The organism is Paenibacillus sp. FSL H7-0690, from assembly GCF_037980415.1.
In the GTDB taxonomy this organism is placed as follows: Bacteria; Bacillota; Bacilli; order Paenibacillales; family Paenibacillaceae; genus Paenibacillus_AQ; species Paenibacillus_AQ odorifer.
This window is the reverse complement of record NZ_CP150281.1, coordinates 432679-449537: the sequence shown is the minus strand read 5'-3', so window position 1 is coordinate 449537 and position 16859 is coordinate 432679. Positions and strand designations below refer to the sequence as shown.

The following is a 16859-nucleotide window of genomic DNA, read 5'->3' as shown; positions in this document are numbered from 1 at the left end:
TAATTAAAGGAAATACTTTCTATAGTATTCCTTTTCGATCAATCATTCCCCGGGCCAGGCAATCTCCCCTTATAAAGATGCTTGTTGATCTCCCGCTTCCAAGAAAGCCATCAAGAGGAAACCTGAGCTTATTGTCGAATATATAAGCATATTGCCACTGGAAAAGAGGATCACATTATGCGCGCCACACCTCAAACTCCTCGTCAGACCTATTGGAATCGTGTGCTTCTCAATTCATTCTGGATCATCCTGATTGTGTATTTAAGTATTCAGTTCATTGTTTCTCTATCCTTATGGAGCCAGCGTCCGGAAACCCCAACCAGGAACGATTATATTGAGCACTCGTTGATTTCTGATTCCATCATAGTGAGTTTGATCATTATTCTAGAAGTAATCTATAGATGGAGGCCTCGCTGGGCCCAACTCGCCATTACGGTTGCAAGCCATCTATTTGCGGTTTTGATTATCGTCAATCTCAGCGATGAGTTGCATGTTAAATCATTAATTATGCTGTTCCCGCTACTAGTCTCGATGATCTATCTGAAGAGCAGTTATATGATAGCCACTTCTGCTATTTCTCTACTGTACACGATCATTTTATTCACCAAGACATCCATTCACGAGTACTTCCCGATCACCCAAACAATCATTATCGCTCTTATTTTTGCAGGCACTGCTTTGGCAGGTTTTGCAGTAATCGTTCGTGGACGTGATTTGATGCAATCCCTGCAGAACTCCGTCAAGTCAGAACAGGAATTACGCATTCAGAATATAATCATGGATCGTCTATCTAAGATAGATCCCCTGACTGATCTGTATAATCACAAGACTTTTCACGAATATTTGGGTTGGCTAATCGAGCATCAGCAGAGTAATCCATTCTCCATGCAGCTTGCCGTTATGGATATCGATAATTTCAAAAAAGTAAATGATTGCTATGGACACTCCGTTGGAGATATCGTATTACAAAAAGTCGCAGCGATCCTGCTCGAGTATATCGGTCCTGATGATTTCGCCGCGCGGTACGGGGGCGAGGAATTCATTGTCATTCTGACAACCAAAACCTTTGAACAATCCTATGAAATCATGCAACAGATTCTAGCCAAAGTCGCCGATACCCCTTTTGCCGAAATGGAAGGGAAAAGCATAACCGTCAGTATCGGGATGCATGATTACACAGGTGCAGACTCCAAAAATTCTACTTTTCAGCAGGCTGATGATGCACTTTACGAAGCTAAAAACACCGGGAAGAACAAAATTGTCATCAGCTAGTGACAAGCTCCACAGACACTGTTTATCTGTCGGAGCTTGTTTTTTTTGCAAAGCCTTAATTTCAGAAGCATTTCATACCAAAAACCCCCACCTTGAGATGAGGGCTGTGTATCCACTGCTATATTCCGTAACGCTTCTGCGGTTCCAAAAGCTCCACCACTTCCTGCTTCGGAACAGGTCTGCTAACCAGATATCCCTGTACCTTATCGCAGCCCGATTTTCTGAGGAAATCCAGCTGGCTGATCTCTTCCACTCCCTCCGCAACGACCTCCAGCCCCATATTGTGGCCCAGCTGTATAATGGTCTGCACAAAAGACTGGCTGTAAGCTTTTTCCGAAAGCGAATCGATAAAGGTTTTATCCATTTTAAGCGTAGAAATCGGCAATTGCTGCAAATAACTAAGAGATGAGTATCCCGTTCCGAAATCATCCAGCGCAATACGAATGCCTTGGGATTTGAGGAATTGAAGCTTATTCACGATACTCTCAAACGATTCCATAAAAATAGACTCGGTGATTTCCAGTTCAAGACAACTAGGCTTTAGCCCACTTTCAGCCAGACTTTCCTGCACCATCTCGACGAAATCATCCTGCAATAGTTGAATAATGGAAATGTTAACTGATATCTTGTAAGGAATGCCCATACGATCTTGAATGCCCTTCATAAAGATGCACGATTCCCTAAGCACCCATTCTCCAATATAAATAATCAGCCTGGAATCCTCGGCGATTTTGATAAAGGAAAGTGGAGATACAAAGCCCAGCGTTGGACTATTCCAGCGAATTAAAGCCTCAAAACCAGAGATTAATCCAGACTGGATATCCACCTGCGGTTGATAATATAACTCAAACTCATTATTATTCATGGCACTGCGCAAATGTTTCTCTATATTCATCCGTTCATTAAACGCAGTATGCATAGATTTGTCATATACCACATAAGTCCCCTTACCATCCTCTTTTGCCCGGTACATAGCGACATCCGCATTTTTTAAGATTTGCTCGGTGGTCTCCCCATCTTCCGGATAAAAGGAAATTCCGATGCTTACGGAAACGTACAAATAACTCTCTCCGATTAAAAAGGACTGCCTGAACGCTCTCATGATCCGCTCCGCCAGGTCTAACACATCCTCGTGGTTTTCTATATCCTTAATAAAAATCACGAATTCATCCCCGCCGAGCCGAGAGAGCATATCTCCTTCCCGCACCACCGACTGCAGCCTTTTGCTAGCCTTCTGAATAAGAACATCACCGGATTTATGCCCTAAGGTATCATTGATGTATTTAAAATTATCGGTATCTACGAACAACAGCGCCGCCTTGCCTCCTGAGCATTGCAGATATTTCTCCATAGATTCCAGTAGACATACACGGTTGGGTAGATTACTAAGCTCATCCACATAAGCTAGACGATGCATGTGTTTTTGATTCTCCACCAGCATATCGTATTGCTCTACAAGCTCCTGCTGTGTGGCTGTAAGCTGTTCATAGGTTGCCTCAAGCTCCTGATAACTGTTGCTCAGCTTTAGCTCTACCTGCTTGCGCTTACTAATATCAATCAGCGAACCGATAAATAACACAACTTCATTCTTTGGATCAACGATAGCTTTACCACTTACCTCAAACCAGACGAACTGATTATCTTTGGTCCGCATGCGGTATTCCGTCTCGTAGATAGGTGTTAAACCTGCCAGATGATCATGTCTTGCCTTTTGGGATGATGGCTGGTCATCGGGATGAATAATACTAAGCACCCCATTTTCGAAGGAATTGATTTCATCCTCCGTATAGCCCATGAGCTTGTACCAGCGATCCGATAGATTATACAGTCCTGTCTCCCAATCAAGCTCCCACATGTATGCACCAGAACCCTCTGTCGCGAGACTGAACCGTCGTTCACCTACTTGCAGCTTAGCAAATTGCTCCTGTAGCTCGACCTCTGTCGCTGACAGCTCTTCGTAAGTAGCTTCCAGTTCCTCATAACTTTGCTGAAGCCTTAGCTCATTTTGTTTGCGCTCATCGATATCCACTCCTACAAGCACAAAAATATCAGCTGCCTGCTTATCCAATCCTTTCAACAAGGTGGTCCGAAATGAAAAATACCGCGCTGCTGGCGAATTGTCTGGAAGTTTATGCTCGATATTATCAACATAGTCAAGCTGTACGGCCCTTTCCAACAGATTCCGAATAGCCGCCGTACTGCCTGTCAGCCCCTCTATATCCTCAATGTTTTTGCCCACTACTTCATTCTCGCATAGGCCCGTCATTCGCTCAGCGTAATTGTTAAACCGAACTACCTTTTTATCCGCCTGCACAGCCCAAACCACCATACCGCTATGCTCTATTACATCTTCAAAAAATTGCTGTTCCGAATAAACCGCCCGCCGTAAGTGATTAATATACATTTTTAGCAAAACCGCACTAATGATCAGAAGGCCGAGCAGAATAATGGCTCCCACAATAAATCTATTGCGCATCATAACTTTATAATAATCTGAATGAACGAAGAAATAGTGCTGATACAGCTCTTCAAAAGCACCTGAACGATGCAGGCGATCCAATCTCTCGTTAACATAAGTCACTAGCTCCGGAGAGGATTTACTTATTGCAAAAGCGACATCCCTAGGGTAGAGATTGCTCATTTTTTTGATAATACTCCCCTTCAATTTCTGTTCAGCAATCAGATAATCAATCACTTCCTGATTCTCAAATAGAAGGTCGATTTCCCCCTTTTCTAAAGCCTTCAAAGCTTCAGGAGTCGTTGCATATTCTATGTAATTTGTAATCCCCACCTTGCTGTTCAGCACGGTTGCAGAATACTGTCCATTCCCTAACCCAATCTTATAACTTCCCAACGTCTTTAAATCGATCTCATCCTCAAGCTCTCGCCTTGCATAGATGGAAATATAATTCTTAATAACTGGATCTGAAAATAACACCTCTTGGTTACGCGACTCCGTAATTGCCATAAGACCTGCTATCTCAATATCTCCTTGAATCAGCCGACTGTATACTTCATCCCATTGCCCAGTACTGTAGTGAATAAGGTAATCCTGCTTCTCAAAAATCATCGTGCTCAAATTAATATCAAACCCGGTCAAATACCCGTTTTCTACATATTTATAAGGTGGATATTCCAGTTCTACTTGGTACCTTATATCCTCTCTTTCGGCGTGAGCGGCTGTAGGAGGTACGAGCAAAAGCAGAAAAATAATCAGAAGCAACATTGTGCACCGCTTCATTGCCCAATTCCCCTTTTTGCTAAAATTTAGAATTTAAAGCATTATTCTAAAAAGTATTCGACAAAATATGGTAAGATTCCTGCTAATTCTTTCCTAAAACCACACATTATACGCAAATCCCCATCTTTCGATGGACTCTTTTATTTGTAAATGATAAAAGTTACGAAGTCTTGATTTTTATATTGCTTTTTACATAGAAAATGTGGATAATAGCAATAACGATAAACGTTGATAATGATTATCATTATTATAAGCGTTAATAATTTCAATTTACTATATTTAAGTTAAAAGGAGACTGATCACCCATGAACGTTACCTCTACCCGAACAACATTACAGGTTGACGATTATCTGGATCTGCTCAATCTTGCCGTTAAAGTTGGAGATTTGAAATGGCAAAAAGAAATTAAATCCAGATTGCAATACATTCTCTGTCTGCCGACAAGATAATGCTTCCGATTATACGCCATGTTCCCTTATTTAGGGGCATGGCTTTTTTTGTTGGTATGCAGACATAACTATATAATAATTGGAGTATCTCCAGGTCACCTGATGGTTAATGATATAGTATAATTATCAGCATAATATATTGAATAAAAAGTCCTTCAGATCGGAGCGTGTCAGCTTGAAAAAGTATATAGCTTTATTCTTAATGCTCAGCCTGTTATGGGTACCTGGTGCATACGCCGCTGGAATTCCTGCACAGCAGGGATTTGTTACCGATAACGCTGAAATGTTCAGTTCCGCAGAAGCCGCGTCTATTTCTGCTACCGCCACTGGAGAACTCATGACCATCCATGTACTCACTGTAGATTCCACAGACGGTACTCCAGCTGATAAGTATGCAGACAAGGTTTACGACTCGTGGAAACTGTCCACGCGGGATCTTCTACTGCTGATCTCCGCTGGTGACCAGTCCATTGAGCTAAATTTCTTAAATCCAGGCTTTCAAAGCTCGTTAAATACTTGGTCTAAGAATCAGGGAGGGTCCTCGGGAAGTTCAGCCATCCAAAAACTGCTCGACACCTATTTCATTCCTTATGCCCAAAAAGGGGACTTCGCTGGCGGGACAAAGGCTTTGATTAATGCCATCCATTCCATCGGAGATCGTGCCGGCAATACTGGAGGAACCGCAGGAAGCGGGAGCGCAGCCGGGGTCGGGAATGATGTAAACCGCTCCAGCAGCTCCATGTTTATGATTGCAGCGATTCTTATCGGAGCCCTTCTAATCCTCCTTCTACTCTTTGTAATGGTTACAGGTCTGCGTCGACGCAAGCAGCTTAGCGAGCAACAGAAACAGTTATCTAATTTAATGGTCCAGGCAAATCGGGCACTGGAATCGCTAAACCCTTTTCAAGGGATCGTTCAAGGGAAGACGGGAGAGCTAGTCGAAGGTATTTCCAAGCGGCTGTCCGCCAAGCTCGTTGAAATCTCCGCACTACAAAGCGAAGGTCAAGGCGTTCAGCCAGCATTTTATCGTTTGGCTGCCCTCAAGACAGCCGTGAAACAATTGCAGCAGACCGAAGCTGCCTTCCGCACAGCGCTTGAAGAGGAAGAGAAACACATTGCTGTCATTAACGAAGCTGACCGCAATGTCAAACAGCGTATTACAGAGCTGAAAGAGGATACGCCAGAGCTTGAAGAACAGCTGCAAGGTGCAGTTAAAGAAACCGGATATGAGCTTCAAGAAATTGTAGAGGAACTTAAGGAGCTTGCGGAGGAAACTGCTAAGGCAGACCAATTGGAGCTTTTTGATCCCATTGCTGCACAAGAGGTTACCGAGGATGCACAAGAACGTCAGGAAAAAATCGAACAGGATCTGAAGGATGTTGATCTCTATGATGATAAGCTAAACAAATTTCCTACGGTATTAGCTGCGGCACGTGCCAAAATCACCGGGATCATTGAACAGAATTCACTGCACAATATGAAGGTTAAGCCATATGACCACCTGGAGCAGGCCCGCGTAGAATCGTTGACTCTTGAAGCGCCGCTGCGTATAGGAGATATGGATGAGGTGCGCAGAATCGGCGCCAGTCTAGATCTGCTTCTGGATGAAGCTGTTGCTATGACAGAGCAGCAAGCACTGCTGCGGCAGAATAACCGCAGAGATCTAGAGACATTCCGCACCACATGGAGCCACTTGAAGCAGCGGCGAGACGAGCTGCAGGCCCGAATTACAGAAGCACGTGTACATTTCGAAGAACAGCATGTAGCTACCGTAGAGAACATTCTGACGGAGTGGAGCACACGTCTTCGGGAAGGCGCAGGTGAAGTGGCACAAATTGAGAACTGGACCAGTGATGAACGGGGCGAATATGACAAGGCCCACGATGCGCTGGAGCGCTTGCTGTCCTTGCAGGATGAAGCTGGCCGGCAATATGACGGCGTCTCTGAAAGTCTAAATACATTAAATGAAAGACTGGATAAAGTACAACGTCTCTTCTCCGAAGGACAAAGTCGGGTAGAGACGACCCAGCGAATGCTGCACAGCAGAGGCTTATCTTCCAGAATCCGCTTTGAGTTATCCTTACTACCGGAATATAGCCAGTTGGAGCAACGGTTGTCATCCCGGCCTTACAACCTGGAGGAATTGGAATCGATTGGCCGCGCTTATGACGCTCAGATCACTTCCTTTGTGAATGAAGCGAACCGAATCGTTCGCCAAAAAGAAGAGGAAGAACGGCTTGCCCAGCTAGCCATGATGAGAGAGCAACAGCGGCGTGCACAAGCCCGTAAACGGATGTCCTCTGGTCCTCCTTCTTCAGGCGGATTCGGTGGGGGACGTTCCTCCGGCGGCTCTTCCTGGGGTGGTGGCGGCAGTGGAGGCAAATCCTCCGGCGGCTCTTCTTGGGGCGGTGGCGGCAGTGGAGGCAAATCCTCCGGCGGCTCTTCTTGGGGCGGTGGCGGCGGCAAATCCGGTGGAAATTCATCGGGTGGCTCTAAGTGGTAATTCCTCACCATTAGATGCAAATGGATATACAAAAAGACTCTTTCGCTTATATGGGCGGAAGAGTCTTTTTAATTATGAATTATTGCTGTTTTATTTGTGGTATGAATGTGCCATCGGAAGATAAATTGTAACGGCCGTGCCTACTCCCTCTTCACTAGCTATTGCCACATATCCTCTGTGGGCAGTCACGATTTTTTTGACAATCATGAAGCCAAGTCCATTCCCATCGCCTCTAGTCGTGTGAAAAGGCTCTCCTAATTTATCCAGAACTTCCTTATTCATCCCCTCTCCATTATCGGTGAAGGTAATCACCTGAAATTCATCCTTCACATCAAGAGTCACTGTAATGCTCCCGCCAAAAGGCAAAGCTTCCATTGAATTTCTTAGGATATTGAGGAAAATCTGCTTAATCTGATTGCGGTCACATTCGATCTCAGCATCATAATGGATCTTTGTATTTAACACTATATTATTCATTTCCACCTGAATCGCGAAGATATTCAATACTTCCAGCAGGATCGTGCTACATTGTTCAGTCATATAATGCGCAGCCTGCGGTTTACCCAGAATAAGAAACTCGCTCACAATAAGATTCATTCTTTCCACTTCAGACATAATGAGATCATAATGCAGCAGTCGTGAATCTTTATTAGCCAGTTGAAGCATCCCTTTCACCGTAGTCAGGGGATTGCGGATCTCATGTGCAATGCTCATAGCCAGTTGTCCTGCGACCACTAGCTTTTCTGTATTGCGCAGCACTTCTTCCGTTCTTTTCATCTCCGTGATGTTGCGCAAACTTCCAATCACACGCGCTAAGTAACCATTCGCATCGTAAACGGGTAGTACATCTAACATATAATGCTCGAACAACCCGTTTTTCTCCTGAATCACTTCTAACCCGGCACATGCGACATGATGTATGATGACATGTTGAAAGTATGCGCCCACATTCCTAATTTCAAAGACACTAGTTCCAACAACAGACTCTTGATGCTCACCACCCAAATGAAGCATAGCTAAACCGTTCTCATTTATATTCACGACTGTTCCGAATTGATCTGTTATGATTACCCCTAAGTAATTGGTCTCTAGCAAAATCCGATTTAATAATTGCAGCTGAGAATTCCCTCTCCGCAACAAAATCTCACGTTCAATCGAGTCAGCCATCGTACAGAGCAGAGGCAGCAAATGGGGATGGGCTACATCTATATCTGCCATAAATGAAATTGTACCTAAAATTTCTTGCCCATTTTCTTTATAAAATGGAGCTGTACAGCATACTAAATGATGCAAAATATGATGGAAATGGTCTCGTCCTGTCAGCTGGAATGGCCTCTGATATTCAAGGGCTAAAGCGATTGAATTGGTACCCACCTCTTTATTCATCTGCACGCCTTCTTTGATGCCTACCTGTCCTACGAGATCAATAATCGTCGCATCTCCTTGGAACGCCAATAGATAACCTGCATCATCCGAAATCGTAACTAGGATCGGGTTCCCTTTGACTGAGGAAAGAAATTTTTTGACAAAAAATTCGATAACCTCAATCACTTCACTATATGCGCTAAGCTGTGCCCCCAATTCATCAGTAGAATATCCCTTTGCAAAGACAGGCGGTTGCTCAGGATCAATTCCTTGGTCAATACAATGCTGATTGGAAGCCTTAATAATGGTCTCATCCGTCAGTATCCCTGTTGTCTCATCCAAAGCCCTTACCCCATTCTGTATGAATCTTCAATTTTGCATTGCATAATTATGTATTCTACCTCTCTCCCTCTAATCCTTTTCAATCCTTAAAAATCAAATAATCCCAATGTTAAAAAATAACTTTCTGCACAAAAAAACTCCACCCCTATACAAGAGCGAAGTTTTGGAGGATTATTATTTTCTATTTTTCTGTTAATGCTTAGTATCATCCAAAAAAGGTTTATTCACATAATAATACATTACCCCCATCAGTACGCCACCGCCAATTAAATTGCCGATCGTAACGGGGACAAGGTTATGCACCACGCCATACCACGATACCGTTCCGGGATGATCAAGTACTAGCGCAATCGCAAAGGTACACATATTGGCAATACTATGTTCATAGCCGGAGATGAAAAAACAGAATACGAATAAGACCATGGCGAACATTTTGGCCCCATCGCCTTTCATATTCATCGGTATAAAAAAAGCCATACAAACGAGCCAGTTACAAAGAATAGCCCGAAAGAAAAGCTGACCTGCCGGGGCTTCCATCTTATGCTCCACTACATATAGCAAAAAACCGTTTACATCTGAGCTATAGAACAGTCCTGTCAAAAAAATCAGCAAGGCAAAAACGGCAGCCCCAAGAATATTACCGATATAACTCATGATCCACATGCGGACAACCTCAGACCATTTCATTTTCCGTCTTAGTGCCGTGTATGTGTAATAAAAAGTATCTCCGGTGAATAAATCGCCACCACCAAAAGAAATTAGAATAATAGCCGCTCCGAAAGTAATCGCAGCCATTGGATATGCAAAGGGGGATTGCTCCATAAAGAAATAGTTGCCTGTCTTAAATGCTACAATTACACCGAATCCGATAAACATACTGGCCAGCATGGCTCTGGCAATATAGCGCATTACGCTTTGCCGGAATATCTTCTGTTTCTTAAGTGCTAATTGTTCAACCTGAAGCAGTGCCTCGTTCTCCATGTGACCTCCTTAGGGATTTTGGTATTTCCAGCTGATTATGGGCTAATCGACAGCCTTGCGTTATTATACCCAATAACCCGCTGGAAATTACTTGAACCAACTCGCGGCAAAAAATCCCTGAATACTTACGGGGAAGCGAAGCTACCTCTTGCTAATTGTCTTCATTCATTTTAGCAATGGCTTCTGCTTTTTCACTGCTGGCGACGATGATAAGCACGAGTATCAAACAGCCTAAAACCATAGCCTATCCCCACTTCCTCCACATGTAGTCTTGTGACAACTTATGTATTTGAATAGGGCTTTATGTTTGGCTACAGTAAACATCATTTGATTAGATCACGTTTACGCCTATGTAGTTGAAGTAAGCTACTTCATATCCAAAAAAAAGCAGAGCAGCGAACCCCCAGAAATGAAGAATCACTGCTCTGCTATATTTTTATGAACTTTTTTTAAAAACAATTAGTTCAAGAAGCTGCTCAGTTGGCTCTCTGCTTCACCTTGTTTCAGCGCCTCAGGCTTGTCCGCTTCATTGAGTCCTAGACGATTGCCCAGTTGGGTATTGATCGTCGTCATTTTGGATGTATAATCCTGGCAGCTTTCGATAATACGACGGTTTGACTGTTCCGAAGTATCCAATGCGCTAAGCAGATCGCCGATCGCTTGATTCACGGCTTCCATAGACATGGAAGGTTTGGATAGAAGCTCGGTCGTTTTTTCTGTAGTCGTACGCAGCAAGCGTGCATTTTCTTTAAACTGATCTTCAATCGTCTTATTTGTTGCTTCTACAGCGTTGATAACATTCTCCTGATCGGCCAGCGACATCGCAATCATTGCCGACACTGTAATCAGATTAGAAGTTTTATCAATCGCATTATTTACGGAATCGATCAGTTTATCATTATTGTCATTGATGATATCTGTAGCAGCAATCGCTTGATTGTAGAGCAGAATCATCTCTGTCATGGACTGAATACGAACCATCACTTTACGCAGACCACGCTCCAGATAAGCTTTACGGAACTCATTCTCAGGCTTCGCAATCTCCACCTCGAACAGCTCTTTTAGCTTATTGCCGAAGGCAATTTTGGTTTGAAGGTTATAGATCTCCTCCATAGAGGTACGTTTCAGCTGGCGCATATTTACAATACTCTCTTCGAGGGTATCTCTGCCGTCGCGTAGACCAGTAACAATCGCATCAATATTTGTGCGGACAGACTGATATTTGTACACATAGTTCTTCATCGGACTCTTCCGCAGCATTTTGCCGAAAAAGCTAACATTCTTACTCTGTTGCAGATTTTCACACTCATTCCGCAGCTTCATAATCATGTTAGGCACTTCAACACGCTTACCGGACATCAGGTCATTTACCGGACGATCCAGCAGCTTGAGCGTTTGGCCTGCTTTTTCCTGCGTCTTCACCCCAAGCTTCCCGATATCATCCATTAAAGAATCCAACGTGACTGTATCTGTCTGGGATACCTTCTCGATCAATTGTGCGGCTTCTTCGACTACCTTTTGTTCATCTTCTTTTTTTAATTGGATCAACTGCGTGGACATGGGTTTCCCTCCTATAATTCGGAACTGCTATACCGCTGATGAATCAGTTCCGCCTTCGTCTGAAGTTCCATCAGGTCTTTATGTTCGATCGTCGAAGCAATATCCGATATTTTGGAATCAACATCTCTTAGACCGTTCAGCAGCGTTCTCCGATTCTTCGTCTTCGCTTCACCACTTAGGCGCAAAAATGGGTTAATCACACCATTTAAATCCTTCAGAATCAATCTGCGGACCGTATGATTAATATCGCCATTATTGAGCTCCTGCAGCAGCGGAATTACACGTTGAAGTCTCGCAAAAAGCGCCAGTGATTTCTCGACAATTTCATTGTCCAGTGTATCCTTCTGCCCCTCGGAGATAATCATATCTTCCAGAATGCTAAGGTACTCAACTACTGGAGCAAATTCCGGTCCAATCTTCGTTGGTTCGGCCTCAGTTCTACCACTATTGCCCGGATTACCTGGTGCAGCATTATTTGCCACACTAGGTAATTGCGGAGCATTTGCAGAGGGAGCTGGAGCAACAGGCACCGTCTCTGGACCTGCTGGCAGCACCTCAGCCGGAAGGTTGGTTCTTGGACTTCTCGTTGCAAGAACCCCTACCGCTGCACCCGCTACAGGCAACAGCAAGGAGAGTAACTCAGGCAAAAAAGAACTCGTTAATACAGCGACAACATAGCCAATACCGGCATACAGCAATATTTTCGATTTAAATTTAATTTTTCTCACCTCTTGTGAGCGAGATTGCGAACGCTCAATTCACGGGATCCGGAATTACGGATTCGCCGTTTATTTTCATAATTAGCGGCTGCTCTACATGGCTGGCAAGCACATTATCGCCGAACTCCGCAGGCTGGACCTCTCCGCCGAGTGCACTTTTGACAGCCAGGTATGGAAAGTTAATTCCAGACAGACAAGAAATATGAAGACCTCCAGACATCCGGGGGTTAATCTCCAGCAGTTTAGGAATTCCACCACTATACTTCATTTGAATATTGAAATTGAAAGGTATTTTATATACCTCTGCTACCCGGGAAGCGATCTCCTCCAGCTCCGGAATATGCTCCATCAGCCGCAGACGACCGCCAGCTTTACGACGGGGTACAGCCGCTAACAGCCTGCCATTCTCATCTGACAAGCAATCTATACTGTATTCATAACCTTCCAGCAATTCCATCACCATAAGTTCAGGGAATGTAGGTTCACTTCCCAGAATACGATAGGCCTCATCGAAGGATATCAGCGGAGTTACATGACCAAACAGCTCCTGTAAAGGACTACGTGTGTTATCAATGATACGGAAGCCAAGGCCTCCCTCTGTCTCCGTGGGTTTAAAGCATACGTGGTGTCCTTTGGCTACAAGATCATGATAAGCCTCTTTGAACTGCTCTGCTGTACTCACCACATGATAATCAGGAATTGTCATAATCCCTGTTTCCTTAACACTTTCGTAGAACTTCCCCTTATCCATGATGGTCTCCAATAAGTCCAAATCTCTACAGACCAGAACCTTGGTGCCAATCGCATCAAACATAGCAGCATGCAAAGCTATATCCAGCATATGTAACCGTGGAATGAAGATATCGATCTCATTGCGGCGACAGAAATCCACGCAGAATTGAACATATTCTATTCCAGTCAGTGCTGGTTCAGTCCCAGCAACATCAGCACCTTGAAGGGACATATGGTGAATATCAGGATGCGTGGCGAAGATTTGTACAGGAACGCCATCCTCATTATTGCGGATGAGATTCATATAATGGTAAGCGACGGAAAACCAGCGATTGAAATAAATGTTTACCTTTTTCATAGTGGCCCAACTCCCAATACGGTTAAGTTATTATAGATCATGTTTACATACTGTAGAATTTCATCACCAGCAAAAACACCCGCTTGCTTCGTAAAGGGATACCTTGATTTTACAAGACCACTCTGCTGCTCTGCAAATATTTCTCCATGACAAGGAGCAATCGCATAGTCCGCACTTTCTAGTAAACTCTTATCCAACAAGGAATCTCCCGATGCTACCATCGGTTCTGACCGAACCGTCCGGCGCACATGAACAATCGCATCACTTTTATTCACAGCGGCAGGAACGACATATAGCTTGCGTCCTTGTAAGGATATCCGCCAGCCCAAATCGTATAATTGCTCTGCCAGATTCGTGATCTCATCCATAGGTAATAAATCACGCACTACTACAAAAGTATAAAATAAATCATCACAATACCGCTCACTAATGATCCATTCCTCGTGCACTACAGACCTAACGTGCATTCTAACTTCTTCTGCCGCAGCCGATTCATTTTGAACAAGCCTGCCCACCGAAGCTCTCCAGCTCTTATCTACTTCGCCACCAATCAGAATATTCCCGCCATTACTAGTAATCGCGTAGTCTGGAATAATCGTGTCTTGAAACAGATTAATACGCTTATACTGCGCTATGGTACGTGTTGTAACGGGCATAAAGATAATACGGGAAGTAAGCTCCATCAGATCAGCCAATGCTTTTTGCGAAATGTATGAAACCGTCTTACCATCCACAACCTCCGCAGGAACCAGGCCCGGAGTATTCTCCGGGACACCGATTGCATTTAAGGAATAGATTAACGTTCGGTCCAAATCACTGGCATAGATCATTCCGTCTCACCTCTCAGCGGCTTAATAATCCCGCAACAGGAGTAGGTGAGTCCAGGGAATACTTCTACTGGAACCCCTCTATCCTCTGCTAAGAGAATAATATGACGAAGATTTGGATTATCCATAGTATCGACAAGAATCTTCCACGGTACTCTGCGCAGCAGCACTCGGGTAGTTTCTCCGACTCCGGGCTTGACCAAATTGATGTTATCTATGCCGAACACTTCTTGAATACTCTGAATATCACGCAGGCCCTGCCATGTAATTTCTGGCGACGATTGCTGCATCTGTTCAGCAATCGCTTGTGCTTTTTCCGCAACGGAGGAGAAATACGGGCAGATCGCCGCAATGAATACATTGGATACATCCGTATCGAGCCATTCCTTGTAGAATTTAGCCCCATGGAATTCTTCCGGACCGATTAAATCATCGCGCAGCACTGTCCGGCTCATCAGTCCTGACACTGTAGAATTGAGGCATGCACTAGGAATAAGATAATCCTCTCTAGTCCCGAACGTGCCTGAACAGTTCCCGGGATCAGCCAATACGGCCAGGTCATCATTTAGCCGAATGCCATATTTCTCATACAGGCTGTTGCACGCTTCAATCAATACCTGGCGAATAGCCCCTTTCCCCGTCCATCCGTCGACAAACTGCAAATCAGCGTCAAGCCCGTGCTTTTGCAGAATATAAAGGATTGCGTTCTCATCAATCCCCTTGCCCCGAATGATAGAGATACTATAATGCGGCAGATCAGCACCATATCGCTCTTGGATATAACGCTTAATCAGTACACCAATTGGTGTTCCCGCTCTTGCCAAAGAGACTAACACCGTATCAAGTCCCCTTTGAGCGACAATCATCTCAGAGACTACCGCTACTGCTAGAGCGACCTTCTCCGCAGATTGCTCCAGCGTCTCGTGAAATAACTCAATATACTGCTCAGTAGGCTGATATTCCACGGGCAGCATCTCAGAGTAGTGTACACCTGATTGAATGGCGGCCTCTCTTTCGTCAGTCGCCCGCTCCAGTGAAACATCGCTCAGATCCTTAAGCAAAAATATAACATCTGACGGAGAATAGCTGCCTAGCGGAACCGGTTCGGCTATACTTCTGTTTAGAATTTTTTCAGTTACTGTTCCCTTCATAGGTAGGGCCTCCACTTCTTCTTTCCGAGGTCAGTACAATAAGATGCACTTTATGGCGGGCCAGTTTCTTCAGTATATCAAGCATAGGTTTCATACGCTCATGCGGTACATCACGCTCAATCAGCACAAATATATCATCGTATTGACCAGGAGCTATATTATAAATAAAGTTTGTGATTTCCGGGTCACCAGCTGAAGGATACGCAGCAGCACTATGTACCCCATAATCCGGCCGACGCTCAGGGTGAATTGGACTTCTAGTGGAAGACTGGTAAGCAATCCCTTCCCCCATTTCCGCTGCCACTCTCATCGGAAGATACATAAATTCTCCTACACCCATTACCAAGGCTTTCGGTCCTCTACGCAATTGCCGCAGCTGCTCAGCTATTCGTTTCACACCCTGATCAAGCTCCAGATTATCCTGTGACTCCATTCCGAACCGTCCACTATATTTCATATACGGCGCTGTGTTGATCTCACCATAGGAATCGATAGAGGATACCTCCAGTCGTTCCATTCCATCTTGAGCATAAGTAGTTACAACCTCACACTCAGAAATGGCCTCTCTATCCAGCTGCTCAGTATCCTTATTAAACACCGGTGAACCTATCACTTCAATATTCCCTTGCAGCAGACATAACGACTTAATGCGAATCCCCAGCTCCTGCTCAAGCTCACTATAGTGTTGAAGATTGCTGCCGCTTCTCCAATCCAGAAGAGAGACTACCACATATTCCTCCCGCGGGAATTTTGACTGAATATCTCGAATTGTATTGATCGCGGTTTTCCCGGTCGTAATCTCGTCATCTACCAATATAATGGGCTCTGTCCCAGATAAGAGTTCGGTATCCAAGGCATAACATAGATGATCAACTGCATGGGAATGCTCTTCTACAAAACTTACAACAGACTCCAAATCAGGAATATGCTCACGCGTAGTATGAATATAGGATGCCTGCTCAGCAAAGATGTTGTACACACTGTGACCCAGTGCAGTTGCCGTTTCTGCGAATCCAATAAAAACCACAGGCTTGGGCAAAACCAGCCGGGCCGCTAGTAAATGTTGATAGGCTTCCTTAGCAAATTCAGGATGAATCAGCCCATGAACCGCCATATCCAATAACTTTGTCATACGATCACTATCCACGGAATCGCCGTTCATCTCTTGATATAACAGCAGCGCCAACGCTGCTCCGCTTAGAAGTGAAGTATACGGATCGACGGGGATATGCTTGCCAAGCACCTTACTGACAAACAGAAAAGTTCGTTTTTTATTAATTCGCGCCGCCATAGAAAATAAAGAATCCAGAGGCATATGAAAGGGGTTAAAGGTTTCGGTTACATTCACTTGCAGGTTCT

12 protein-coding genes are annotated in these 16859 nt (G+C 44.4%); 3 read left to right on the top strand and 9 right to left on the bottom strand.

The window, feature by feature from the left end:
- The first annotated feature begins 177 nt into the window (after positions 1–177).
- On the top strand, positions 178–1272 hold the full coding sequence (locus MHI32_RS02115) for a GGDEF domain-containing protein (protein WP_076282360.1): 1095 nt from the start codon (positions 178–180) through the stop codon (positions 1270–1272).
- 118 nt (positions 1273–1390) lie between these two features.
- Here the strand turns inward: MHI32_RS02115 and MHI32_RS02110 are convergent, their stop codons facing one another.
- Positions 1391–4513 carry an EAL domain-containing protein gene (locus MHI32_RS02110; protein WP_076219205.1) on the bottom strand — a complete coding sequence of 1041 codons (3123 nt, stop codon included), beginning with the start codon at positions 4511–4513 and terminating at the stop codon, positions 1391–1393.
- A 305-nt stretch (positions 4514–4818) separates the two neighbouring features.
- Here MHI32_RS02110 and MHI32_RS02105 point away from each other — a divergent pair, with 305 nt between their 5' ends.
- Together MHI32_RS02105 and MHI32_RS02100 are read left to right on the top strand one after the other, a co-directional pair.
- Positions 4819–4962, top strand: coding sequence for a hypothetical protein (locus tag MHI32_RS02105; RefSeq protein WP_167348483.1), 144 nt, complete (start codon positions 4819–4821; stop codon positions 4960–4962).
- A 175-nt stretch (positions 4963–5137) separates the two neighbouring features.
- Positions 5138–7465: a TPM domain-containing protein gene (locus tag MHI32_RS02100; protein WP_340011816.1), complete on the top strand. Its 2328-nt coding sequence runs from the start codon at positions 5138–5140 to the stop codon at positions 7463–7465.
- A 90-nt stretch (positions 7466–7555) separates the two neighbouring features.
- Here MHI32_RS02100 and MHI32_RS02095 read toward each other — a convergent pair whose 3' ends face one another.
- The 8 genes from MHI32_RS02095 to MHI32_RS02060 form a co-directional block, all read right to left on the bottom strand.
- Complete coding sequence (locus tag MHI32_RS02095) at positions 7556–9172, bottom strand: ATP-binding protein (protein ID WP_312150054.1); 1617 nt, start codon at positions 9170–9172, stop codon at positions 7556–7558.
- A 192-nt stretch (positions 9173–9364) separates the two neighbouring features.
- Positions 9365–10153, bottom strand: coding sequence for a formate/nitrite transporter family protein (locus tag MHI32_RS02090; RefSeq protein WP_076124688.1), 789 nt, complete (start codon positions 10151–10153; stop codon positions 9365–9367).
- Between the two features lie 459 nt (positions 10154–10612).
- Positions 10613–11713, bottom strand: a complete 1101-nt coding sequence (locus MHI32_RS02085) for a toxic anion resistance protein (RefSeq protein WP_036687432.1) — start codon at positions 11711–11713, stop codon at positions 10613–10615.
- 11 nt (positions 11714–11724) lie between these two features.
- Positions 11725–12432, bottom strand: a complete 708-nt coding sequence (locus tag MHI32_RS02080) for a hypothetical protein (protein ID WP_076278972.1) — start codon at positions 12430–12432, stop codon at positions 11725–11727.
- A gap of 34 nt (positions 12433–12466) precedes the next feature.
- Positions 12467–13522 carry an ATP-grasp domain-containing protein gene (locus MHI32_RS02075; RefSeq protein ID WP_076185601.1) on the bottom strand — a complete coding sequence of 352 codons (1056 nt, stop codon included), beginning with the start codon at positions 13520–13522 and terminating at the stop codon, positions 12467–12469.
- Positions 13519–14352 (bottom strand): HAD family hydrolase, encoded by an 834-nt coding sequence (locus tag MHI32_RS02070; protein WP_076278940.1) that lies wholly within the window; start codon positions 14350–14352, stop codon positions 13519–13521. The genes MHI32_RS02075 and MHI32_RS02070 overlap by 4 nt, the downstream gene beginning before the upstream one ends.
- Positions 14349–15500 (bottom strand): cysteine protease StiP family protein, encoded by a 1152-nt coding sequence (locus MHI32_RS02065; RefSeq protein WP_339189218.1) that lies wholly within the window; start codon positions 15498–15500, stop codon positions 14349–14351. Before MHI32_RS02065 ends, MHI32_RS02070 begins: the two co-directional genes overlap by 4 nt.
- Entirely contained in the window at positions 15481–16791 is a 1311-nt protein-coding gene (locus MHI32_RS02060; RefSeq protein WP_076282401.1) for a phosphoribosyltransferase family protein, read from the bottom strand. The genes MHI32_RS02065 and MHI32_RS02060 overlap by 20 nt, the downstream gene beginning before the upstream one ends.
- Between the last annotated feature and the right edge of the window lie 68 nt (positions 16792–16859).